The 22,588-nt window shown below is 63.9% G+C and carries 18 protein-coding genes; 11 read left to right on the top strand and 7 right to left on the bottom strand.

Annotated elements, in window-relative coordinates; all coding sequences use genetic code 11:
* Positions 1–39: 39 nt before the first annotated feature.
* The 3 genes from E5X34_RS01590 to E5X34_RS01580 all read left to right on the top strand — a co-directional run bounded on the left by E5X34_RS01590 (position 40) and on the right by E5X34_RS01580 (position 3,764).
* Positions 40–1,905: a sensor histidine kinase gene (locus tag E5X34_RS01590; RefSeq protein ID WP_292560140.1), complete on the top strand. Its 1,866-nt coding sequence runs from the start codon at positions 40–42 to the stop codon at positions 1,903–1,905.
* Entirely contained in the window at positions 1,902–3,257 is a 1,356-nt protein-coding gene (locus E5X34_RS01585; protein WP_292560137.1) for a sigma-54 dependent transcriptional regulator, read from the top strand. Before E5X34_RS01590 ends, E5X34_RS01585 begins: the two co-directional genes overlap by 4 nt.
* 159 nt (positions 3,258–3,416) lie before the next feature.
* On the top strand, positions 3,417–3,764 hold the full coding sequence (locus E5X34_RS01580; RefSeq protein ID WP_042637278.1) for a hypothetical protein: 348 nt from the start codon (positions 3,417–3,419) through the stop codon (positions 3,762–3,764).
* Positions 3,765–3,917: 153 nt separating this feature from the next.
* Here the strand turns inward: E5X34_RS01580 and E5X34_RS01575 are convergent, their stop codons facing one another.
* From E5X34_RS01575 to E5X34_RS01555, 5 genes are all read right to left on the bottom strand, one after another.
* Positions 3,918–4,823, bottom strand: coding sequence for a hypothetical protein (locus E5X34_RS01575; RefSeq protein WP_292560134.1), 906 nt, complete (start codon positions 4,821–4,823; stop codon positions 3,918–3,920).
* Positions 4,787–5,578, bottom strand: a complete 792-nt coding sequence (locus E5X34_RS01570) for a hypothetical protein (protein ID WP_292560131.1) — start codon at positions 5,576–5,578, stop codon at positions 4,787–4,789. Before E5X34_RS01570 ends, E5X34_RS01575 begins: the two co-directional genes overlap by 37 nt.
* Positions 5,579–5,741: 163 nt before the next feature.
* Positions 5,742–7,478, bottom strand: a complete 1,737-nt coding sequence (ggt, locus tag E5X34_RS01565) for a gamma-glutamyltransferase (RefSeq protein ID WP_292560128.1) — start codon at positions 7,476–7,478, stop codon at positions 5,742–5,744.
* A gap of 173 nt (positions 7,479–7,651) precedes the next feature.
* A complete protein-coding gene (gene rhaI, locus E5X34_RS01560) occupies positions 7,652–8,944 on the bottom strand; it encodes an L-rhamnose catabolism isomerase (protein WP_292560125.1) in 1,293 nt (430 codons plus the stop codon).
* Between the two features lie 88 nt (positions 8,945–9,032).
* Complete coding sequence (locus E5X34_RS01555) at positions 9,033–11,135, bottom strand: bifunctional rhamnulose-1-phosphate aldolase/short-chain dehydrogenase (RefSeq protein WP_292560122.1); 2,103 nt, start codon at positions 11,133–11,135, stop codon at positions 9,033–9,035.
* A gap of 187 nt (positions 11,136–11,322) precedes the next feature.
* Here E5X34_RS01555 and E5X34_RS01550 point away from each other — a divergent pair, with 187 nt between their 5' ends.
* From E5X34_RS01550 to E5X34_RS01520, 7 genes are all read left to right on the top strand, one after another.
* Positions 11,323–12,132 carry a DeoR/GlpR family DNA-binding transcription regulator gene (locus E5X34_RS01550; RefSeq protein ID WP_292560119.1) on the top strand — a complete coding sequence of 270 codons (810 nt, stop codon included), beginning with the start codon at positions 11,323–11,325 and terminating at the stop codon, positions 12,130–12,132.
* Positions 12,133–12,187: 55 nt separating this feature from the next.
* Positions 12,188–13,183 (top strand): rhamnose ABC transporter substrate-binding protein, encoded by a 996-nt coding sequence (gene rhaS / locus E5X34_RS01545; protein WP_042637283.1) that lies wholly within the window; start codon positions 12,188–12,190, stop codon positions 13,181–13,183.
* 184 nt (positions 13,184–13,367) lie between these two features.
* Positions 13,368–14,909 (top strand): sugar ABC transporter ATP-binding protein, encoded by a 1,542-nt coding sequence (locus E5X34_RS01540; RefSeq protein WP_292560116.1) that lies wholly within the window; start codon positions 13,368–13,370, stop codon positions 14,907–14,909.
* On the top strand, positions 14,906–15,883 hold the full coding sequence (locus E5X34_RS01535; RefSeq protein WP_292560112.1) for an ABC transporter permease: 978 nt from the start codon (positions 14,906–14,908) through the stop codon (positions 15,881–15,883). The genes E5X34_RS01540 and E5X34_RS01535 overlap by 4 nt, the downstream gene beginning before the upstream one ends.
* A complete protein-coding gene (locus E5X34_RS01530; RefSeq protein ID WP_292560109.1) occupies positions 15,880–16,881 on the top strand; it encodes an ABC transporter permease in 1,002 nt (333 codons plus the stop codon). Before E5X34_RS01535 ends, E5X34_RS01530 begins: the two co-directional genes overlap by 4 nt.
* Positions 16,881–17,195 (top strand): L-rhamnose mutarotase, encoded by a 315-nt coding sequence (gene rhaM, locus E5X34_RS01525; RefSeq protein ID WP_292560107.1) that lies wholly within the window; start codon positions 16,881–16,883, stop codon positions 17,193–17,195. The genes E5X34_RS01530 and rhaM overlap by 1 nt, the downstream gene beginning before the upstream one ends.
* Positions 17,192–18,550, top strand: a complete 1,359-nt coding sequence (locus tag E5X34_RS01520; RefSeq protein WP_292560104.1) for an FGGY-family carbohydrate kinase — start codon at positions 17,192–17,194, stop codon at positions 18,548–18,550. Before rhaM ends, E5X34_RS01520 begins: the two co-directional genes overlap by 4 nt.
* Positions 18,551–18,560: 10 nt before the next feature.
* Here E5X34_RS01520 and E5X34_RS01515 read toward each other — a convergent pair whose 3' ends face one another.
* Positions 18,561–19,817: a D-amino acid dehydrogenase gene (locus E5X34_RS01515; protein WP_292560101.1), complete on the bottom strand. Its 1,257-nt coding sequence runs from the start codon at positions 19,815–19,817 to the stop codon at positions 18,561–18,563.
* Between the two features lie 165 nt (positions 19,818–19,982).
* The gene (galE, locus tag E5X34_RS01510) at positions 19,983–20,978 is read right to left on the bottom strand and encodes a UDP-glucose 4-epimerase GalE (RefSeq protein ID WP_292560098.1); all 996 of its coding nucleotides are present in this window, start codon (positions 20,976–20,978) and stop codon (positions 19,983–19,985) included.
* 332 nt (positions 20,979–21,310) lie between these two features.
* On the opposite strand from galE, the gene hemA reads away from it, so the two are divergent.
* Positions 21,311–22,588: a 5-aminolevulinate synthase gene (gene hemA / locus E5X34_RS01505; protein WP_292560096.1), complete on the top strand. Its 1,278-nt coding sequence runs from the start codon at positions 21,311–21,313 to the stop codon at positions 22,586–22,588.

The following is a 22,588-nucleotide window of genomic DNA, read 5'->3' as shown; positions in this document are numbered from 1 at the left end:
TAGAATTGCGCCTTGTGCGAAAACATGCACAAATACGCCATGCTGCAACGCCCCGCCGCTGCTCTCGCTTCGACGCCCGAACTGCTTGCCGGGCGAGCGCGGCGCGCCTGGCTGCTGTTCACGGCGGTGGCGCTGACGATCATCGCGGCAGCGCTCTACGGCGCAGGCCTCTATGGCCGCTCGACGGAGATCGAGGCATTAGCCACGCAAGGACGCACGGACGCCAACCTCAAGGTCGCGCTGCTGCGCGCGGTGCTGGAAAATCCGCGCGCGCTGCCGCTGCTCCTGTCGGAGGACCAGCAGGTGCATGACGCGTTGACCGAGCGAAGCCCTGCCGCGATCGACGTGCTCAACCGCAAGCTGGAAGGGCTGGTTTCCGGCACCAAGGCCTCGGTGCTCTACGTCACCGGCACCGACGGTCTGGCGGTCGCCTCCAGCAACTGGCGCGAACCGGTGAGCTTCGTCGGCAGCGACTACAGTTTCCGCGCCTATTTCTCAGGCGCGATGCAGACCGGCACCGCCGAATATTTCGCGCTCGGCAATGTCAGCAAACGTCCCGGGCTCTACATCTCGCGGCGCGTCGACGGCGCCTCGGGCGCCCTCGGCGTGGTCGTGGTCAAGATGGAGTTCGACCAGCTCGAAGCCGACTGGCACGAAGCAAACCGGCCGGCCTTTGTCACCGACGCGCATGGCGTGGTGCTGATCACGAGCGTCCCCTCCTGGCGCTTCCTGACGACGGAGCCGCTCAGCCGGCCGGTGCTCGCCGAAATCCGCGCCAGCCAGCAATTCGGCGATGCGCCGCTGATGCCCTTGCCGATCACGAGGCCGCAGGCGCTGAGTTCCGATGTCGCGCTGGTCCATGCCATCACGCCCGGAGGCAGCGATGCCGAATATCTGCGGCTCTCGACCGCTGTGCCGTCGACACCGTGGCAGCTCGACTATCTTGTTCCAGCCGAAGCGCCGATCGCCGCCGCGCAGCGCGAAATGCGGCTCCTGGCGCTGGGCGTCCTTGTGCCGCTCATCGCCTTGGCTGCCTATCTGCTTTGGCGCCGGCAGTCTGCCCAGATGCGGATCGCCGCCGAACAGGCGGCGCGCGCCGAGCTGGAGCGGCGCGTCGTCGAGCGCACGCAGGATCTCAGCCTGGCGCGCGACCGGCTGCAGGCCGAGATCGCCGACCATCGCAGCACCGAGGCGAAGCTGCAGGTCATGCAGCAGGAGCTGGTGCAGGCAAACCGGCTTGCCACGCTTGGCCAAGTCGCGGCCGGCGTCGCGCATGAAATCAACCAGCCGGTGGCGACGATCCGCGCCTATGCCGACAATGCGCGCGTGTTCCTCGAGCGCAAGCAAAGCGCCGCAGCCGAGGAGAATCTGGGCGCGATCGCCGCGCTGACCGAGCGCATCGGAGCCATCACGGAGGAGCTGAAAGCCTTTGCCCGCAAGGGCCGCACCGCCGCCGAGCCCGTCGAATTGCGCAGCGTGATCGAGGGCGCAGTCGTGCTGCTCAGGAGCCGCTTCGCCGGCCGGCTGGATGCCCTGGCGATCACGCTGCCGCCGCCGGCGCTGAAAGTAATGGGCAATCGGCTGCGGCTGGAACAGGTGCTGATCAACCTGTTCCAGAACGCGCTGGAGGCGCTCGATGGCCGCGACGGCGCAAGGGTCGAAGTCTCCGCCGCCGAAACCGGCGAAGACGTGGCGCTGGTCGTTTCCGACAACGGACCGGGCATCCCACCCGCGATCCTGAAATCCCTGTTCACGCCCTTCAACACCTCGAAGGAGAAAGGCCTTGGGCTCGGCCTGGTCATCTCCAAGGACATCGTCGCCGATTATGGCGGGCGCATCGAGGTTTCGACCAGCGATCAGGGCACACGCTTCACCATCCATCTGTCGAAAGCCGGCGCAGCATGACCACGAACGATCCCGCACCGGTGATCCTGATCGACGACGACAGCGACCTGCTCAAGGCGACGAGGCAGACGCTGGAGCTTGCCGGCTTTGCGGTGTCCGCCTATTCGGTGGCGAGGGAAGCGCTGGCGACGCTCGACAGGAGTTTCGCCGGCGTGGTTGTCTCGGACATCCGCATGCCGGAGATCGACGGGCTGCAGCTTTTCGGCCGCGTCTTGCATCTCGACCCCGATATTCCCGTGATCCTGGTCACGGGGCACGGCGACATCGCCATGGCCGTCAAGGCGATCAAGGACGGCGCCTACGATTTCATCACCAAGCCTTTCGCCACTGAGCGGCTGGCGCAGAGCGTTGCCCGCGCCGCCGAAAAACGCCGGCTGGTGATGGAGAATCGCGCCTTGCGCGAAGCGGCCGAGCAGGCGCAGGAGGGCTTGCCGCTGATCGGACAGACGCCGGCGATGGAGCGGCTGCGCCGCACGCTCAGGCAGATCGCCGACACCGATGTCGACGTGCTGGTGACCGGCGAGACCGGCTCCGGCAAGGAGGTGGTGGCGAACCTGCTGCATCGCTGGAGCCGCCGCGCCAAGGGCAATTTCGTCGCGCTCAATTGCGGCACGCTGCCGGAGACGGTCATCGAAAGCGAGCTGTTCGGACACGAGGCCGGCGCCTTCACCGGCGCACAGAAGAAGCGCGTCGGCCGTATCGAGCATTCGAGCGGCGGTACGCTGTTCCTCGATGAGATCGAAAGCATGCCGGCCTCGACGCAGGTGCAGATGCTGCGCGTGCTCGAAATGCGCGAGGTGACGCCGCTCGGCACCAACGAGGTCAGGCCAGTCGACCTGCGCGTTGTCGCCGCTGCCAAGCTCGATCTCGGCAATGCCAGCCAGCGCGGCGCTTTCCGCGAGGACCTCTATTACCGGCTCAACGTGGTGACGCTCTCCATTCCGCCGCTGCGCGAACGACGGGACGACGTGCCGCTGCTGTTCGGCTATTTCGCCGAGCGGGCCGCCGCACGCTTCCGGCGAGCCGTGCCGGCGACGTCGGCGGCAGTCCAGCGCCATCTCAGGGAGCATGACTGGCCGGGCAATGTACGCGAACTCGCCCATTTCGCCGAACGCTTCGTGCTCGGGCTTGAAGATGTCACCGAAACGCCTTCCCCAGCGGCAATCGAGAACGACGCCGCGATGCCGTTGCCCGAGCGGCTCGATCGCTACGAGGCCGAGATCATCCGCGAGACACTTGGTCGCAATGGAGGCGACGTTCGCCGCACCATCGAGGCGCTCGGCATTCCGCGCAAGACCTTCTATGACAAGCTGCAGCGGCACGGTATCGTGCGCAGCGATTTCTCCAGATAGATCAAGCTCGTGGAACCCGATCCAATCTCCAGCCGTTGAGCTTGTCCGGCAAACCGTGGCACGTTGGCACCAGCCGGCCAGCGAACGCATCGCCGCGATGGCGTTGCCGGGTTGCGCTTGGCAGGCGTTGATGGTTTGTTGCCGCCCAGCGGAGAACGAATGATGCGCGAATCCCTCGGTCAAGACGAATACGGCTCGGCCAATCCTTTCGATCCGGACGACCTGCCCAATCTCAACGCGATGGGTCCGGTGATGGGCGGCGGCAATGACTTCGAGAAATACGCGGTCGCCGTCATCATCGTGTTCGGCGCGCTGATCATCGGCGGCCTGATGGCCGCCTCCATGTCCTTCGGCCACCGCAACGGCTTTCTGTTCGCGCTCGGCGGCGCCACGGCGGCCTGGATTTCCGGCAATGCGCTGCTGCTCGACCGGCCGCGCATCTACGCGCTGTTCGTGGCCATTGCCGCCGTCATGCTGATCGCCTCGACCATCACGTTGGTGACCTGATCAGACAATCGGGTTGGCGTGCGATAAACCAACCTAAAGCGCGTCGCGATCTTTTCAGATTCGCTCCATGCGCTTCAGGTTTTTGCTTTTACGCATGTCTTTATCCCGAAACCGGTTCCCACTTTCGGGAGACATGCTTCAGGCCTCTCCGCATCAGATGGCCTGGGATGACGCCACAGGCGCTTCAGCTTCCCATTCGGCCACGTCGGCCTTGATCGGATGGTAAAGCATGGCCCGTTGCGTGAATGCGGCATCGTCTTCGTGAAAATAAGCCGTCATCGATGGGCGCCAGACGAACGTGCCCGGACTGAGATAGGGGTCCTTCGCCGCATTCACATAGTTCCGTCTCCTTCGGCGCCAAGGTACGAACGGCCCGGTCCCGCCGATATCCTCGATCCTGAGACCATGAACTCGCGCGATGGTCGGCACGAGGAATTCGTAGTGCCCACTCCACTCGCCTGTCGAAAGCGCCTCCTCGAAGATGCCGATAAAGCGCCTCGAAACGCGCATGATGGGCATAAATGCTCTCGTGAAGCGTGATTTCGGGCACGGTCCGTTTGCCGAGCCCCAGAATGTCCAGCGCCGATCGCGGCGGCGCGTGTTGAGTGTCGTCGTCAGCAAGTCCGCGCCATTACTTGAAAACTGCTGGAAAAAATCGAGCCACCGGCCGGCAAAGTCGACGTCATACTCAAGAATCCAGACGAATTCCCGATTTGCGGACTTCGCCAAAGGGAAGAAGACGATGTCCATATAGCCCGCCAAGTTTCCGTTATTCATGGCCTGACGCACGCGCGCGGAGGTCCGGTCGATCTCGAATTCTCCTCGTCCGGCGGCGAGGTCATCCACCGTCCACGGATTATAGGCGAACTGCCAGTCGATGATCGCCTCCGTTTCTCGGCGGAGACGGTCAAAATGAGCCTGTATTCGATGGTTCAGCACATGCGTTATGAAGATTCCTGCCTGCCGGCCACCTGCCGATGGCCCGGGCAATGGCCGCTGAACCGACACGAAACGAAAGGGATTCATCGATACGCGACCCTGCGAAAAAACCGCGTCCATCCCCGGGTCGCCTCCGCGGGCAGAGGCCGCTCGTCATGGAGCCGAAGGGCCAGGGTCGATACGTCAGAATCATCCACCGGGGTAAATTCATAAAGGGCCGGATCGAAATCCTCGTAGAGATACTGATACTTCATCAATTCGAACGCTCCGGGCTCCATCCTCTCGTAGAATTCGAGTTTGCCGGCACGCTGCTCGCGGCTTCGTACAACCCAGTCGAAATGGTAGATGTGGCACTCCGAAGGCGCGTACAAGACGTCGGATTCATTGAACGAGAACCCCGGCGTGTGGATTTTTTTCTTGAATTTTACCGAATCGACGAGGAACCCTCTAAACTGAAAGTCGTGCGGCGGCAAATTGGGCAACTTCGCAGCAAAGACAGCCTTGGAATCGATAACAGCTACGGCGCGGCGCGGGATGGCGATCACCGGTTTATTTGTCGGCGCTGCAACATCGCGCAGCCAGGTCAGCAAGGCACGCGAGGGAAATTCATCGTCGTCCAGCCGGAAAATACGCTTTGCGCGTGAAACGGCTGCAATCTTCGGCAGAATGCCTTCGACATAAGACCGCCCCCACCTGACGGATAGCTTGGTGGCCAAGTCTACTTTGCGAAGCACATCTTCTATGTATCGCGGCGATGAACGGCTATCGACGAAATACCGAATTTCAATCCCGAGCCGTCGATATTCTTCGGCAATGATCAGACTGTGCGGTGCTCCGTCCCGCGTAGGAACCACCAAAGAAAAACTCTCGCTCATTCATCGACCGCCACCATAGACCCCGGTTTATTAAGGCATGGAGGAGCCGCGTCCGCTACTGCCCCGAACGGTTTTAGCCAATCTTTAATTGCTTAAGCCATCGTGGCGCCGGGCCCGATTGGCCGGCAAATCAACTGTCCTTCGCCACCCGCCCCTTCGATCCCTAATATCCCAGCGCCTCGCCGGCAGCCGCGCGGCTGTCCATGGCGCCGTTGTAGCGGGCGCCGCCCTTCTCGATCTCCGCCAGGCTCTTGCCGCCGACAAGGATGCCGGCTGCCCGGCCCCAGGTCTCGTCGCTCAGGTCGAGATGATAGCCCATGCCGGCAAGCAGCTTCTCCGTGTCCGGCGACAGCCCGAATGGCTCGACATAGACCGTATCCGGCAGCCATTGATGGTGAATGCGCGGCGCGTCGATGGCTTCCTGGATGTCCATGCCGTGATCGATGACGTTGACGATCGCCTCCAGCGTGATGGTGATGATGCGCGAACCGCCCGGGCTGCCTATGACCATGAACGGCTTGCCGTCCTTGGTGACAATCGTCGGGCTCATCGATGACAAAGGCGTCTTCTTCGGCTGAATGGCGTTGGCCTCGCCCTGGACAAGCCCGTAGAGGTTGGGCACGCCGGGCTTCTGGGTAAAGTCGTCCATCTCGTTGTTGAGCAGGATGCCGGTGCCGTCGGCGACGACGCCGGCGCCGAAGGAGCCGTTCAGCGTGTAGGTGACCGCAACCGCGTTGCCGTCCTTGTCGATGATCGAATAGTGGGTGGTCTCCTTCGGCTCGCCAAGACCCTTCGGCATCAAGTCCTTCGAGACGCCGGCGCGGAAGGGATCGATCTTGTCACGGATGCCCTTGGCATAGTTCTTGTCGAGCAGCTTCGAGACCGGATTGTCGACGAAATCCGGGTCGCCGAGCGCTGAGTTGCGGTCGACATAGGCATGGCGCATCGCCTCGACCATGACATGGACCGTCTCGGCCGATCCGGCGCCGAGATAGGACAGCGGGTAGCCTTCCAGCACGTTGAGGATCTCGCAGATGATGACGCCGCCCGAACTCGGCGGTGGCGAGGAGATTATCTCGTAGCCGCGGTAGGAACAGGTCACCGGCTTCAATTCGCGCACCGAATATTGCTCGAAATCGGCCTTGGCGAGGATGCCGCCCCTGGCGCCGCTCGCCTTGACGATTGCGTCCGCAATGGCGCCTTTGTAGAAGGCGTCCGCCCCTTTTTGCGAGATCGTCGACAGCGACGCGGCGAGGTCCGGCTGAACGAGCTTCTCGCCGATGCCATAAGGCTTGCCGTCTTTTTTCAGGAAGATCGCGGCCGCCGCCGGGTCCTTCGCCAGCCGGTCGGCGCTGTCGGCGAACCAAGCCGCGTCGCCCTGGTTGAGGACAAAACCATCCCTGGCGTAGGCGATCGCCGGCGCCATCAGATCCTGCCTTGAGAGCGTGCCGTACTTCTCGCGCACCATCTCGAAGCCGGCGACCGAACCCGGCACGCCGACAGCCAGATAGCCGTCGAGGCTGGCGCCCTTGATCGGCTTGCCGTCCTTGTCGAGATACATGGTCCTCGTGGCGGCGAGCGGCGCGCGCTCGCGGAAGTCGATGAAGGTAGTGCGGCCGTCCTTCAGCCGGATGGTCATGAACCCTCCGCCGCCGATATTGCCGGCGTCGGGAAAGACGACGGCAAGCGCATAACCGACCGCGACGGCGGCATCGACGGCGTTGCCGCCTTTCTTCAGCACGTCGACACCGACTTCGGTCGCCAGATGCTGCTCCGTGACCACCATGCCGTGCTCGCCCTTGGCCGGAGCGGGCGACGCGGCGAAGGCGGTGATCGACGGCGTGAGGGTGAGTGCGAACGAAAGGGTGACGCCGATCAGCGTCCGGCGGGTCAAGGGCATGGCGGTGCTCCAAGTGCTGCGCGCTTAGAAGAACTACTTGGAGCGGCCGAGTCCATCCATCAATACGACCGAACACATGTTAGTTTTCGCTCGCAGGCAAGCTCCAGGTTGCAGGAAGCGAGCCTAGGCCGATGCCAGCCAATCTCCCCCCTCGTGGGGGAGATCAGCTAATCTCAGACAATCCCGCCACCGCCGCTCGCAACAGCCGGCCGTTCCGCCGCAACCTTCGCCCGGTAGCCGGCCTCGCGGTATGCGGCGACCGGATCGACGGCGCCGCCGGTCCGCAGGCGCGCCATGGCGAGGATCGGCTCGACATCGGTGCGGTAGGCCGCCTTTAGCGTTTGCGTGGCCATCAGCGCATCGTTCTTCTCCTGGAAGCCTTCGAGCGCCTTGCGGTCGACCAGCAGCGCCTGCGCGTAGGCGCGCTGCACCTCGACCGCCGACAGCATCAGGCTCTCGATCGGATCGGTGACGTTGTGGCTCTGGTCGAGCATATGCGCCGGGTTGAAACCCTTGGCGCCGGAGAGCTCCGCATCGACCAGCTCGTTGAAGACGAGGAACAGCCGGTAGGGGTCGATCGAACCGGCATCGAGGTCGTCGTCGCCATATTTGGAATCGTTGAAGTGGAAGCCGCCCAGCTTGCCGAACTGGATCAGCCGCGACACGATCATCTCGATGTTGACGTTGGGCGCGTGGTGGCCGAGGTCGACCAGGCAGAAGGCCTTGTCGCCGAGCTCCCTGGCGATGATGTAGTTGGTGCCCCAGTCCTGCACGACGGTCGAATAGAAGGCCGGCTCATACATCTTGTGCTCGGTAAACAGCCGCCAGTCGTCGGGGAGGCCGGCATAGATTTCGCGCATGGCGTCGAGATAGCGTTCAAAGGCCTTTGCGAAATTGACCTGGCCGGGGAAGTTCGAGCCGTCGCCGATCCAGACCGTCAGCGCCTTGGAGCCCAGCGTCTTGCCGATCTCGATGCATTCGAGATTGTGCTCGACCGCCTGCCGGCGCGTGCCGGCATCGGCATGCGACAGCGAGCCGAATTTGTAGGAGAGCTCTTGGTCCCTGGCGTCGGAGAAGGTGTTGGAGTTCATGGCGTCGAAGCCGAGGCCGAAGCGCGAGGCCGCCTGCTTCAGCCGGTTCGGATCAGCCTTATCCCAGGGGATGTGCAGCGAGACGGTCGGCGTCGCCTGCGTCAGCTGGGCAATGACGGCGCAGTCCTCGATCTTGTCGAAGATATCGCGCGGCTCGCCGGGACCGGGGAAGCGGGCGAAGCGCGTGCCGCCGGTCCCGACGCCCCAGGACGGGATCGCCACGCCGAATTTTTCCACCTTGTCGCGGATGACGTCGATGGCGATGCCGCGGCGGTCGAGACGCTCGCCGAGCGAGGCGTAGTCGCGTTCGAGGTCGGGCTGGCGCGCGGCGTTGTGGCTGGCGACGAGGTTGGCGGAAATGATTGTTTCGGACACTGCAATTCCTCCCAAGAATGCGTACGGCCGGCGCTGTCCCTCATCCGCCTGCCGGCACCTTCACCCCGTTGGACGGGGAGAAGGAAGCTTATCGCGTAAAGCTCTGCGCGTTGCCGGCGTCGACGTTGACGATGTTGCCGGTCGATTTGGCCGACATGTCGGAGGCGAAGAAATAGATCGCCTCGGCGATGTCTTCCGGGAAGACCGAGCGCTTCAGCATCGAGCGCGACCGGTAATGCTCCTCCAGATCGTCGGTCGACATCTTATAGGCCGCGGCGCGCTGTTCCTTCCACTCGCCGGTCCAGATTTTCGAGCCGCGCAGCACGGCGTCCGGATTGACCACGTTGACCCTGATCTGCGCTTCGGCCCCCTCCAGCGCCAGGCAGCGCGCAAGATGGATCTCGGCGGCCTTGGCGGTGCAATAGGCGGCAGCATTGGGTGAGGCGGCGAGCCCGTTCTTGGAGGCGACGAAGACGACGTTGCCGCCGATCTTCTGTGCCCGGAACAGGCGGAAGGCCTCGCGCGAAACGAGGAAATAGCCGGTGGACAGGATGTCCATATTCCGGTTCCACAAGGCGAGTGTCGTCTCCTCGATCGGCGCCGAGGAGGCCAGGCCGGCATTGGAAACCAGGATGTCGATGCCGCCGAATTCGACCGCCGTTTCGGCGAAGCCCGAAAGCACTTGCTCCTCGGAGGTGACGTCGATCCGCACCGGACGGACGAAGTCTTTGCCGAAGGCTTTCGAGAGCTCGTCATTGGCGCTGGCCAAAGCGGCCTCGTCTATATCGGCAAGCACGACGCAGGCGCCTTCGCGCAGCAGCCGGTTGGCGGTGGCGCGGCCGATGCCGCCGGCGCCACCGGTGACCAGCGCGATCTGGCCGGCCAGCGCCTTGGGTTTCGGCAGGCGCTGCAGCTTGGCTTCCTCGAGCTGCCAATATTCGATGTCGAAAGCTTCCTGCGCGGGCAGGCCGACATAGGACGAAACCGTGGAAGCGCCGCGCATGACGTTGATGGCGTTGACGTAGAATTCGCCCGAGATGCGCGCCGTCGCCTTGTCGCCGGCGAAGGTGAACATGCCGACGCCGGGCATCAGGTAGACCACGGCATTGGGATCGCGGATGGCCGGCGAATCCGGATGCGCGCAGGCGTCGTAATAGGCCTGATAGCCGACGCGGTATTCAGCAATGTCGTCGGCGAGCCGCGCGATGACGGCGTCTATATCGGGCTTTGCCGGATCGAACTCGATCACCAGCGGCCGGATCTTGGTGCGCAGGAAATGATCCGGACATGAGGTGCCGAGCGCCGCCAGCGGCCGCAAATCCCTGGAATTGACGAATTCGAGCACGGCCGGTTGGTCGTCGAAATGGCCGAGCTTATGGCTCTTTTCGGAAATCAGGCCGCGAATCCTCGGCATCAGCTTGGCGGCAATAGCGCGGCGTGCCGGGGCATCGAGCGACTGGACTGCCTCGCCGCCAAAGATAGCCACGCCTTCCGACCGGCGCTCGAACCACTCGATTGCCTGGTTGATCACGGAGACCGTGGTCTCGTAGCATTCCTTGGGCGTGTCGCCCCAGGTGAATAAGCCGTGGCTTTCAAGCACGACGCCCTTGGCATCGGGGTTGTCGAGGCAGAATTTCTCCAGCCATAGGCCAAGCTCGAAGCCCGGCCGCTTCCATGGCAGCCAGCCGATGGCGTCGCCGAAGATCTCCTTGGTGATCGCCTTGGAATCCTTGGCCGCGGCGACCGCAATGATGGCGTCGGGATGCATGTGGTCGACGCAAGCCTTCGGCACGTAAGCGTGCAGCGGCGTGTCGATCGAGGCCGCGCGCGGATTGAGGTTGAAAGTGCAGTGGGGGAGATAACCCACCATCTCGTCCTCATGCTCGACGCCGCGGTAGAGCCCCTTGATGGCGCGCAGCTTGTCCATGTACAGGGTGGCGAAACCGTCAAGCTTGATCGAGGCGCTGTCGCCGCCGGAGCCCTTGACCCACAGGACCTCGACGTCCTCGCCGGTCAGCGGGTCCTTCTGCCACACCTTGGACGAGGTGTTGCCGCCACCATAATTGGTGACGCGCTTGTCGGAGCCGAGCGTGTTCGAGCGATAGACCAGGAGCTCGGGGCCGCTCATGCCTTCGGCCTTTGCATCGTCCCACAGATTGGCGAGGCGCGAGCCGGAGCGCTTGTCGAGCATGGATATCCTCCCTTGGAGCGCATGTCGCGCTCCTCATTTCTTGCTCGGGAATGTCTACGCTAGTGACCTGCTTGTCAATCACAAACGATCAATATCGATCATATTGCACTGCACAATGAAAATATATGATCGGAAATGATTGACACTGCGCGTTTTCTAAGGCCTGATGCTTGGGCAGGGAGGAACCATGCACGAAAAAGAGCGCCACAGGATCATTCTGTCCGCCGTCCAGGAAAAGCCTGTGGTGACGGTGCAGGAGATGGTCGAGCTGACGGACTCCTCCGAAGCGACGATCCGGCGCGACATCGCGGCGCTGCATGTGCAAAAGCGCCTGCGCCGGGTGCGCGGCGGTGCCGAGGCGATCTCGCCGCCGCAATTCATCGGCCTTGCCGGCCGGCCCTTCTCGGTCAACGAGACGCTGAACGCCGCGCAGAAACGGGCGATCGCGCGGGAAGCGGTGAACCTTTGCGCCGACGGCGAGCCGATCATCATCAATGGCGGCACCACCACCTTCCAGATGGTGCATTTTCTGACCGGACGCCGCATGCCGATCTTCACCAATTCCTTCCCGATCGCCGAACACCTGCTCAAGCACTCGAAGAACACGGTGATGCTGTCGGGCGGCACGATCTACCGCGAGCAGAACATCATCCTGTCGCCCTTCGACAATGACGTGACGCGCAACTTCTATGCGCGGCGCATGTTCATGGGGGCGCAAGGCCTGGGGCCGCTCGGGCTGATGGAGGGCGATCCGCTGCTGATCCAAGCCGAGCAGAAGCTGATCGACCAGGCCGACGAGCTGGTGGTGCTGGTCGACTCCTCGAAATTCCGCATGCGCTCCAGCCTGATCCTGTGCGGCCTGTCGCGCATCGCGACCGTGATCACCGACGACGGCATCGAGGACCGGGAGGCCAAGATGCTGGAAACGGCGGGCGTGGCGCTGATCGTCGCCCGCAAGCAGCCAAGCGATAAGGAAGAATCTTCACTGCAGGCCTGAGGGGAACTCGCGCCCGCAGCGGCGATGGAATGCAACGCTCAAGGGAGGATATTCGATGAGCTTTTTGAAGAAACTGCTGGTCACGGCGGCCTTTTCCGCCGCCATGTTCGTGAATGCCGCCTATGCCGAGAACGTCAAGATCGCGCTGGTGGTGAAGTCGCTCGGCAACGGCTTCTTCGACGCCGCCAACAAGGGCGCCGAGGAAGCGGCCAAGGAATTGGGCGATGTCGATGTCATCTACACCGGCCCGACCAAGGCCACCGCCGAGGCGCAGATCGAGGTGATCAATTCGCTGATCGCGCAAAAGGTCAACGCGATCGCCGTTTCGGCCAATGACGCCGATGCGCTGGTGCCGGTGCTGAAGAAGGCGATGGATCGCGGCATCACCGTCATCTCGTGGGACTCGGGCGTTGCCAAGGAAGGCCGCCAGCTCCACCTCAACCCGTCCGACACCGGCCTGATCGGCGAGACCATCATCAAGCTCGCCGCCGATTACCTGCCGGAAGGCGGCGACGTCGCCATCCTCTCGGCCTCCTCGACGGCGACCAACCAGAACGCCTGGATCGAGGCGGCCAAGAAGGTGCTGCCGGAGAAGTTCCCGAAGATCAAGCTGGTCGCCACCGTCTATGGCGATGACGACTCGGCCAAGAGCACCGACGAAGCCAAGGGCCTCTTGAAGTCGTACCCGAACCTCAAGGCAATCATCGCGCCGACTACCGTCGGCGTCGTTGCCGCCGCGCAGGTCGTCACCGACGAGAACCTGATCGGCAAGGTCAACGTCACCGGTCTCGCGCTGCCGTCGGAGTTCAAGAAGTTCATCGACAACGGCGCTTCACAGGCTGTTGCTTTGTGGAACCCGATCGATCTCGGCTACTCGGCGATCTATCTCGCGCATGACCTGGCGGTGAAGAAGGAAGAGGCCAAACCCGGCGCCACGCTGTCGATCGGCCGCGTCGGCAAGGTGACGCTCGACGACACCAACTCGGCCGCGATGGCGCCGCCGTTCCAGTTCGACAAGACCAACATCGAGAAGTTCTCCAAGATCTATTGATCCTGGACCGACGGCGCTGCCCCCTCATCCGGCCGCTTCGCGGCCACCTTCTCCCCGGCGGGGAGAAGAGCCTGGAGCCAAGCTCGCAAACCTCCTCTCCCCTCGGGGAGAGGTCGACCGAGCGAAGCGGAGGTCGGGTGAGGGGGAGTCGACACGCAAGCGATTCACTGGGCTTGATACGAGTATGGATACGACGGCCCATCACGGCAAGGTAGACGAGCGGCTCCCAGCCTCGGCCCCTCGCCTGACACTCACGGGCATCTCGAAAAGCTTCCCGGGCGTCCGCGCCCTGCACAATGTCAGCCTATCGCTCTACCCGGGGCAGGTGACGGCGCTGATCGGCGAGAACGGCGCCGGCAAGTCGACGCTGGTCAAGATCATGACCGGCATCTACCAGCCCGATTCAGGCGAAATCGGCATTGACGGCCAGGTGACGACGCTGCCCAGCGCACATGCCGCCTTCGGCCATGGCATCACCGCCATCCACCAGGAGACGGTGCTGTTCGACGATCTTTCGGTCGCCGAAAACATCTTCCTTGGCCATGCGCCGCGCACCCGCTTCGGCACCATCGACTGGCGCACCATGCGCAAGAATGCCCGCGAGGTGCTGGAGACGATGCGCGCCGGCCATATCGACGCCGACGCGCGACTGAAGGACCTCGGCATCGCCAACAAACACCTGGTAGCGGTGGCGCGCGCGATGTCGATCGACGCCCGCATCGTCATTATGGACGAGCCGACCGCGGCGCTTTCGATGAAGGAGATCGAGGAGCTTTTCCTTTTGATCGAATTCCTGAAGAGCGACGGCAAGGCCGTGCTCTTCATCAGCCACAAGTTCGACGAGATCTACCGTATCGCCGACCGCTACACCGTCTTCCGCGACGGCGAGATGGTGGGCGAAGGGCTGCTCAAGGACACCGGCCAGAACGAGATCGTGCGCATGATGGTCGGCCGCAACGTCGACCATATCTTCCCGCAGCGCGAGCCGAAGATCGGCGCGCCGGTGCTGTCGGTTTCGGGTCTGTCGCATCCGACCGAGTTCGACGATATCGGCTTCGAGCTGCGCAAGGGCGAGATACTCGGCTTCTACGGGCTGGTCGGCGCGGGCCGCAGCGAGGTCATGCAGGCGATCGCCGGCATCACCCGCACCAGCCGAGGCACCATCTCGTTGGACGGTACATCGATCGCGCCGAAATCGGCGGCGGATTCGATCGAGGCCGGCATCGTCTATGTGCCGGAAGAACGCGGCAAGCAGGGCGTGGTGATCGGCCTGCCGATCTTCCAGAACGTGTCGCTGCCCTCGCTCGCGCGCACCTCGAAATCCGGCGTGCTGAGGCTCGCGGAAGAGTTCTCGCTCGCCCGTTCCTACACCGAGCGGCTGGACCTGCGCGCCTCGTCGCTCAGCCAGGATGTCGGCACGCTTTCCGGCGGCAACCAGCAGAAGGTGGTCATCGCCAAATGGCTGGCGACGGCGCCGAAAGTCATCATCCTCGACGAGCCGACCAAAGGCATCGACATCGGCTCCAAGGCGGCCGTGCATGGCTTCATGGCCGAGCTGGTCGCGCAGGGGCTTTCGGTGATCATGGTGTCGTCGGAACTGCCCGAGATCCTGGGCATGTCGGACCGGGTCGTGGTCATGCGAGAGGGCCGCATCGCGGCGACCTATGACAACAAGGGCCTCGACGCCGAGACGCTGGTTCGAACCGCAGCGGGGATCGCGGCATGAAGAGCTTCCTCAAATACCGCGAGATCTGGCTGCTGGCCGGCATCGTCGTGCTGATCGGGCTGATCTCGACGCGCTTCCCCGGCTTCGCCGATCCGGCCAATCTGCGCCAGGTGTTCAACGACACCTCGATCCTGATGATCCTGGCGCTGGGACAGATGGTGGTGATCCTGACGCGTTCGATCGATCTGTCGATGGCGTCCAACCTCTGTTTCACCGGCATGGTGGTGGCGATGCTCAACGCCGCGCATCCGGCGATCCCAATCCCGGTGCTGATCGTCATCGCGCTCGCCGTCGGGCTGGTGCTTGGCGCGATCAACGGTTTCCTGGTGTGGCGGCTGAACATTCCCTCGATCGTGGTGACGCTCGGCACCCTCACCATCTATCGCGGCACCACCTTCGTCGTCTCCGGCGGCGCCTGGGTCAATGCCGACCAGATGAGCCCCGACTTCATCGATTTCCAGCGCGCCGCCTTCTTCGGCCTGCCGGTGCTGTCCTGGATCGCAATCATCGTGATCGCGCTGTTCTTCCTGGTGATGACGCGGACCGCCATCGGCCGCTCCATCTATGCCATCGGCGTCAATCCGACCGCCTCGGTCTATGCCGGCATCGATGTCGGCCGCACCAAATTCATCGTGTTCTGCATTTCCGGCATCATCGGCGGGCTCGCCGGATACTTATGGATCTCGCGCTATGTGATCGCCTCGGTCGAGGTCGCCAATGGCTATGAGCTCAACATCATCGCCGCCTGCGTCATCGGCGGCATCTCGATCGCCGGCGGGATCGGCTCGGTCGGCGGCGCGGTGCTCGGCGCGCTGTTCCTCGGCATCATCTCCAACGCCCTGCCGGTCATCAACATCTCGCCCTTCTGGCAGATGGCGATCTCCGGCAGCGCCATCATACTGGCGGTGGTGCTCAACGCGCGCGGCGAGCGCCGGCAGGGCCGCATCATCCTGAGAAAGGCGGAAGCGGCATGACCGACACCCCTGCCCCGCGCCATATCCCAGACCGGCTCGACAAGCCGCTCTCCTCGGCGATCTTCTCCTGGGAGGCGCTGCTGGTCGTCATCGCGGTCGTCATTTTCGCGGTCAATAGCTTCGCTTCGCCCTATTTTCTCGATCCGTGGTCGCTGTCGGACCTGACCTTCAACTTCACGGAAAAAGGGCTGATCGCGCTTGCGATGGCGCTGCTGATCATCTCCGGCGAGATTGACCTGTCGGTTGCCGCGATCGTGGCGTTGGCCTCGACGATGATGGGCATGGCCGTGCAGGCCGGCGCCGGAACGCCGGTGCTGGTGCTGATCGGCATCGCCGTCGGCCTCGCCTGCGGCGCCTTCAACGGGCTGCTGGTCACCCGGCTCGGCCTGCCGTCGATCGTTGTCACCATCGGCACGATGAGCCTGTTCCGCGGCATCGCCTTCATCATCCTCGGCGACCAGGCCTACAAGGGCTATCCGGAAAGCTTCGCCTTCTTCGGACAGGGTTATGTCTGGTGGGTTTTCTCGTTCGAGCTGGCGCTGTTCCTCGTCGCGGCGCTGATCTACTGGTTCGTGCTGCACCGCACGAGCTTCGGCCGGCGGGTCTTTGCCATCGGCAACAATCCCGTCGCCTGCCAGTTTTCCGGCGTGCGGGTCGACCGCATCAAGTTCATCCTGTTCTGCCTGACCGGACTGATGTCGGGCATCGCTTCGGTGCTGATCACCTCGCGGCTTGGCTCGACCAGGCCGTCGATCGCGCAGGGCTATGAGCTTGAAGCCATCACCATGGTGGTGCTGGGCGGCGTTTCGATTCTCGGCGGCGCGGGCAGCATCCTCGGCGTCGTGCTCGCCGCCTTCATCATGGGGCTGGTGACGTTCGGCCTCGGCCTGCTCAACGTGCCCGGCATCGTCATGTCGATCTTCATCGGCCTGTTGCTGATCATCGTCATCGCGCTGCCGATCGTCTGGCGGCGGCTGCGCGAAGGGCGCTTCGCCTGATGGAGAAATACGCCTTCAGGATGAAGCTCAACCCCGGCATGAAGGCCGAATACAAGCGCCGCCATGACGAGATCTGGCCTGAGCTGGTGATGCTGCTGAGAGAGGTCGGCGTCTCGGATTATTCGATCCATCTCGACGAGGAGACCAATATCCTTTTCGGCGTGCTGTGGCGGCGTGACGATCACGGCATGGATGATCTGCCGAAGCACGCGGTGATGCAGCGCTGGTGGGCGCATATGGCCGACCTTATGGAGACCAACCCCGACAATGAGCCGGTGGCGGTGCCGCTGGAAACAATGTTCCATATGGCATGATCGTCGCCGTCATCGATATCGGCAAGACCAACGCCAAGGTGGCGCTGGTCGATCTCGCGACACTGAGCGAGATCGCGCTGCGCCGTGTCGCCAACATGCAGGTGCGGCAGGCGCCCTACCCGCATCACGATGTCGAGGCGCTGTGGACGTTCATCCTGAACAGCCTCGCCGATCTCAACCGCGAACGGCGCATCGATGCGATCTCGATCACCACGCATGGCGCGACCGGCGCGCTGGTCGACGCCGCCGGCGAACTGGTGCTGCCGGTTCTCGATTATGAATTCGACGGCCCCGAGCAGCTTGCGGCCGACTACGACGCCGTCCGGCCTCCCTTCGCCGAGACCGGCACGCCGCGGCTGCCGATCGGGCTCAATCTCGGCGCGCAGTTCTTCTGGCAGGAGCGCCGTTTCCCGGCGGACTTCGCCAGGGCGACCGCGATGCTGATGTATCCGCAATACTGGGCGCTGCGGCTGACCGGCATCGTCGCCAATGAGGTGACGTCGCTCGGCTGCCACACCGATCTGTGGAACCCCTGGACATCCGACTATTCCTCGCTGGTGGACAGGATGGGCTGGCGCCGGTTGATGGCTCCGGTGCGGCCGGCCAAGGACCGGCTTGGCCCGACCCTGCCGGCGATTGCGCAACGGACAGGGCTCGACCCACAGACCCCGGTTTTCTGCGGACTGCACGATTCCAACGCCTCGCTGCTGCCGCATCTGCTGTCCGACGCACCGCCCTTCTCCGTCGTCTCGACCGGCACATGGGTGGTATCGATGGCGGTTGGCGGCAGGAAGGTCGACCTCGATCCAGCGCGCGACACGCTGGTCAATGTCAACGCGCTCGGCGATCCGGTGCCGTCGGCGCGCTTCATGGGCGGCCGCGAATTCTCGCTTTTGACCGACGGCCAGCCGCAGGAATGGAGCGATAACGATGTTGACGCTGTGCTTGCGCGGCAGGTTCAGCTTCTGCCTTCGACGCAGCAGGGTTCCGGACCCTTTCCGCATCGCGCCGTGCGGTGGGTCAATGGCGAAGACTTGAGCCCCGGGCAGCGCTTCGTCACCATCTCATTCTACCTGGCGCTGATGACCGCGACCTGCCTGGAATTGATCGGCGGTGATGGATCGACGACCGTCGAAGGACCTTTCGCGCGCAACCCGCTTTTCGTCCGCATGCTGGCAGCAGCGACAGGGCGGTCGGTCGTCGCGTCGGAGACCTCGACCGGGACCAGCATCGGCGCGGCGTTGCTGGCGTCGGATGGCGCGCCCGCGACGAGTAAGGGCGAGCGGACCGAACCGCCGGCCGAGCCGACCTGGCAGGCCTACAAGCAGGCGTGGTGGAAGAACGTCACCGCGTAAGCCAAACGGCTCAGCGTGCCGTCCCGTGCAGCAATCCTTTGGGATCGATCTGCGGCTTTCTGCCGGCGACGATATCCGCCAGGAACTGCCCCGAGCCGCAGGCCATCGTCCAGCCGACATGGCCGTGGCCGGTGTCGAGATAGAGGTTGCGGTATTTCGCCTGGCCAATCACGGGCACCGAGTTCGGCATCATCGGCCGCAGGCCCGCCCACAGCACGGCCTTCTTCTCGTCGAAGGCGCCCGGGAAAAGGTCCTTGCCGGTTTCCAGGATGGTCCTGAAATCGCTGGGCTTGAAGCTGCGGTCGAAGCCGGTGAACTCGGCCGTGGAGGACATGCGCAGGCGATTGCCGAGCCTCGAATAGCCGATCAGCCGGTCCTCGTCGGCGCCGCCCATGGTCGGGCCCTTGCTTTCGTCCTCCAAGGGAATCGTCGCGGTGTAACCCTTCACCGGGTAAACCGGCAGGTCGATGCCGTAGCGGCGGCCGAGCAGACCGCTTTCCGGCCCCATCGAGATGACGACGGCGTCGCCGGTGACCGGTCCGGCCGAGGTCATGACGGCGCGCACCCGGTCGCCCTCGATGTCGAGACCCTGGACCGTCGTGCCGAACAGGAATTTGACGCCGAGCTTCTCGGCGGCATGGGCGGCGAGCCTGTCGGTGAACTGCTTGGAATCGCCGGTCTGGTCGATCGGTGAATAGATGCCGCCGGCTATCTTTTCCTTCGCGCCGGCAAGGCCCGGTTCCAGCTCGACCAGACGCTCGCGGCCGACGATCTCGATCGGCAGGCCGTGCTCGCCGAGATAGCGATAATTGTCGGTGCCGGTGTCGAGGCTCTTCTGCGACCGGAAGAAGTAGAGGATGCCCTTCTTGCGCTCGTCGTAATGGATGCCGGTGTCCTCCGACAGTTGATTGATGCACTCGCGGGAATGCAGCGCCAGCCTCAGCTTGATGTCGGTGTTGGCGCGCAGGCGCTTCACCGTGCATTCGCGCAGGAAGCGCAGGCTCCAGGCGTAGAAGTAGGGATCGAGACGGAGCCTCACCTTGATGCCTAGATCGTGGTTCCAAAGCGCGCGCAGGAAGGTCTTCAGCGCGGCGGGCGAGGCCCAGGCGGTGGCATCGCCTGGCGACACGAGGCCGGCATTCGACTGACTGGTGCCGCGCGCCGCCGCCTCGTGGCGCTCGATCACGGTCACCTCGTGACCGTCCTTGGCCAGATAATAGGCGGCCGCCGTGCCAACCACGCCGGCGCCGAGAACCAGTATCTTCATGCCGTCCCCTCAAGCATCATGGCGGCGGCGCGCCCCGCGCGCACCGCTGCAGGAGGCTCAAATACCGCGTCTAAGAGCGCCGGACGAGCCCTTGGCCCAACAGCTGGACTAGTTGTCTTGACGCAATTCCGGACGGAAAACCGCCACACACTTTCCTGGAATTGCTCAGTTTCGAACCGAGTTCTTGGTCGTCAGGATGCGCTCCCAGGCCAGCGCATCATTGACGATCAGGTCGAGATCGTCGCGCTGCGGCGTCCAGCCGAGCTCCTTGCGGGCAAGCTCGGAATTGGCGACCACGGCAGCGGCGTCGCCGGGCCGGCGATCGCCCATGCGGACATCGAAGTCATGGCCGAACGCGCGGCGCACACTGTCGATCACCTCGAGCACCGAATAGCCATGGCTGTAACCGCAATTGGCGACGAGGCTTGTGCCGCCGGCGCGCAGCCGTTGCAGCGCCAGCCGGTGCGCGGCGGCGAGATCGCTGACATGGATATAATCGCGCATGCAGGTGCCGTCCGGCGTCGGGTAGTCTGTGCCGAAGACCTGCATGAAGGGGCGCTTGCCGAGCGCGGTCTCGCAGGCGACCTTGATCAGATGCGTGGCGCCGGGCGTCGACTGCCCGGTGCGGCCCTTCGGGTCGGCGCCGGCGACGTTGAAATAGCGCAGCGCCGTATAGCGGATATCGTGCGCCAAGGCCGCATCGCGCAGCATCCATTCGCTCATCAGCTTGGAGAGGCCATAGGGCGATTCCGGCGCCAGCCGCGCATCCTCGCGCACCGGCTCCAGCCCGGCGCCGCCATAGACGGCGGCGGTGGAAGAGAAGATGAAATGCGGCACGCCCTCGCGCACGGCCGTCTCGATCAGCGTGCGGGTCTTGCAGGTGTTGTTCTCGTAATAGCCGAGCGGATCGGCGACCGATTCCGGCACCACGATCGAGCCGGCGAAGTGGATGATGGCGTCGACCTTGTTTTCGCGGATGATCCGGCCGACCAGATCCCGGTCGGCGACGTCGCCGACGACGAGCTTTGCTTCCGGGGCTACCGCCCATTCGAAGCCGGTGGAAAGCCGGTCGAGCACCACGACGCTCTCGCCGGCGTCCAGCAACTCCCAGACCATATGGCTGCCGATATAACCGGCACCGCCCGTCACCAAAACCGTCATCTTCTACCTCGCTGATCAAGATTTATCGGAAACTGTCTCAACAGCCCCCGTGCTGGAAACCCCGCCGCAAGCCCGTTAAAGTCCATGTCGTTCCCCCAAAACCGCTGTACACGTTTGGGCTATATGCATTGGCCTCCCTCTAACGTTAAGTCGGTAACAGTTCCTCCCGTCCGAGGCATCGTACTGAAACAAATCTGCTTCAAACAGCCGGGAATAGGCCACGATCCGGCATCGTTAGGAACAGGGTAAAGGCGTGGCATTTTGACCGGTTGGGCGCGGTGGACGCGGCATGGGGCAGTGACTATGATCCGCCGCAAAATTGGGAAGTCGACATGAATTACCAGCGGTTCTTCGAGGATGCGATCGACCAGCTCCACGCGGAGCGGCGCTACCGCGTCTTCGCCGACCTCGAGCGCATGGTGGGCAAGTTCCCGCGCGCCATCTGGCGGTCCAACGGCCGTGCCCAGGAAATCACCGTATGGTGCTCCAACGACTATCTCGGCATGGGCCAGAACGAGGATGTGATTGCCGCCTTCCAGACCGCGGCCGGCAAAATGGGCTCGGGCGCCGGCGGCACCCGCAACATCTCCGGCACCTCCAACCCGCTGGTCGAGCTCGAGCAGGAGCTCGCCGACCTGCATGACAAGGAGGCCGGGCTCGTCTTCACCTCCGGCTTCGTCTCCAACGAGGCCTCGATCTCGACCATCGCCCGGCTTTTGCCCAACTGCCTAGTGCTCTCCGATGAGCTCAACCATGCCTCGATGATCGAAGGCGTGCGCCGCTCGGGTGCCGAAAAGAAGATCTTCCGCCACAACGATGTCGCGCATCTGGAAAGCCTGCTTCAGGCGGCGGGCCGCGAGCGCGCCAAGCTGATCGTGTTCGAGAGCGTCTATTCGATGGACGGCGACATCGCGCCGATCAGAGAGATCGTCGAGCTGGCCGAGCGCTACAACGCCATGACCTATATCGACGAGGTGCATGCGGTGGGCATGTACGGACCGCGCGGCGGCGGCATCACCGAACGCGAAGGCCTTGCCGACCGCGTCGACATCATCGAGGGAACCTTGGCCAAGGCCTTCGGCACGCTGGGCGGCTATATCACCGGCACAAGTGCTGTGATCGACGCGGTGCGCTCCTACGCGCCGGGCTTCATCTTCACCACCGCACTGCCGCCGGCGATCGCGGCCGCCGCCACCACCTCGATCCGCCACCTCAAGCGCTCGCAGGCCGAGCGCGACGCGCAGCAGCGCCAGGCGGCGCGCACCAAGCAGGTGCTTGCCGCGGCGGGCCTGCCGGTGATGGAATCGGCCACCCATATCGTGCCGGTGCTGGTCGGCGACCCCGAGCTTTGCAAGATGGCGAGCGACCGGCTGCTTGGCGTGCACGGCATCTACATCCAGCCGATCAACTATCCGACGGTGCCGCGCGGCACCGAGCGGCTGCGCATCACGCCCACACCGTTCCACTCCGACGCGCTGATTGCCGAGCTGCAGGACGCCCTGGTCGAGACCTGGGATGCGCTCGGCATCCCCTATGCCGGCTCCGGCCGCCCCGCAGTCGCCAAGACCGACCGGATCATTCCGCTGCTGGTACCGAAGTCAGGCGGCTGA

The organism is Mesorhizobium sp., from assembly GCF_004963255.1.
GTDB lineage: Bacteria > Pseudomonadota > Alphaproteobacteria > Rhizobiales > Rhizobiaceae > Mesorhizobium.
Note: the sequence above shows the minus strand (reverse complement) of the source record. Positions and strands in the feature narration are given on the sequence as shown.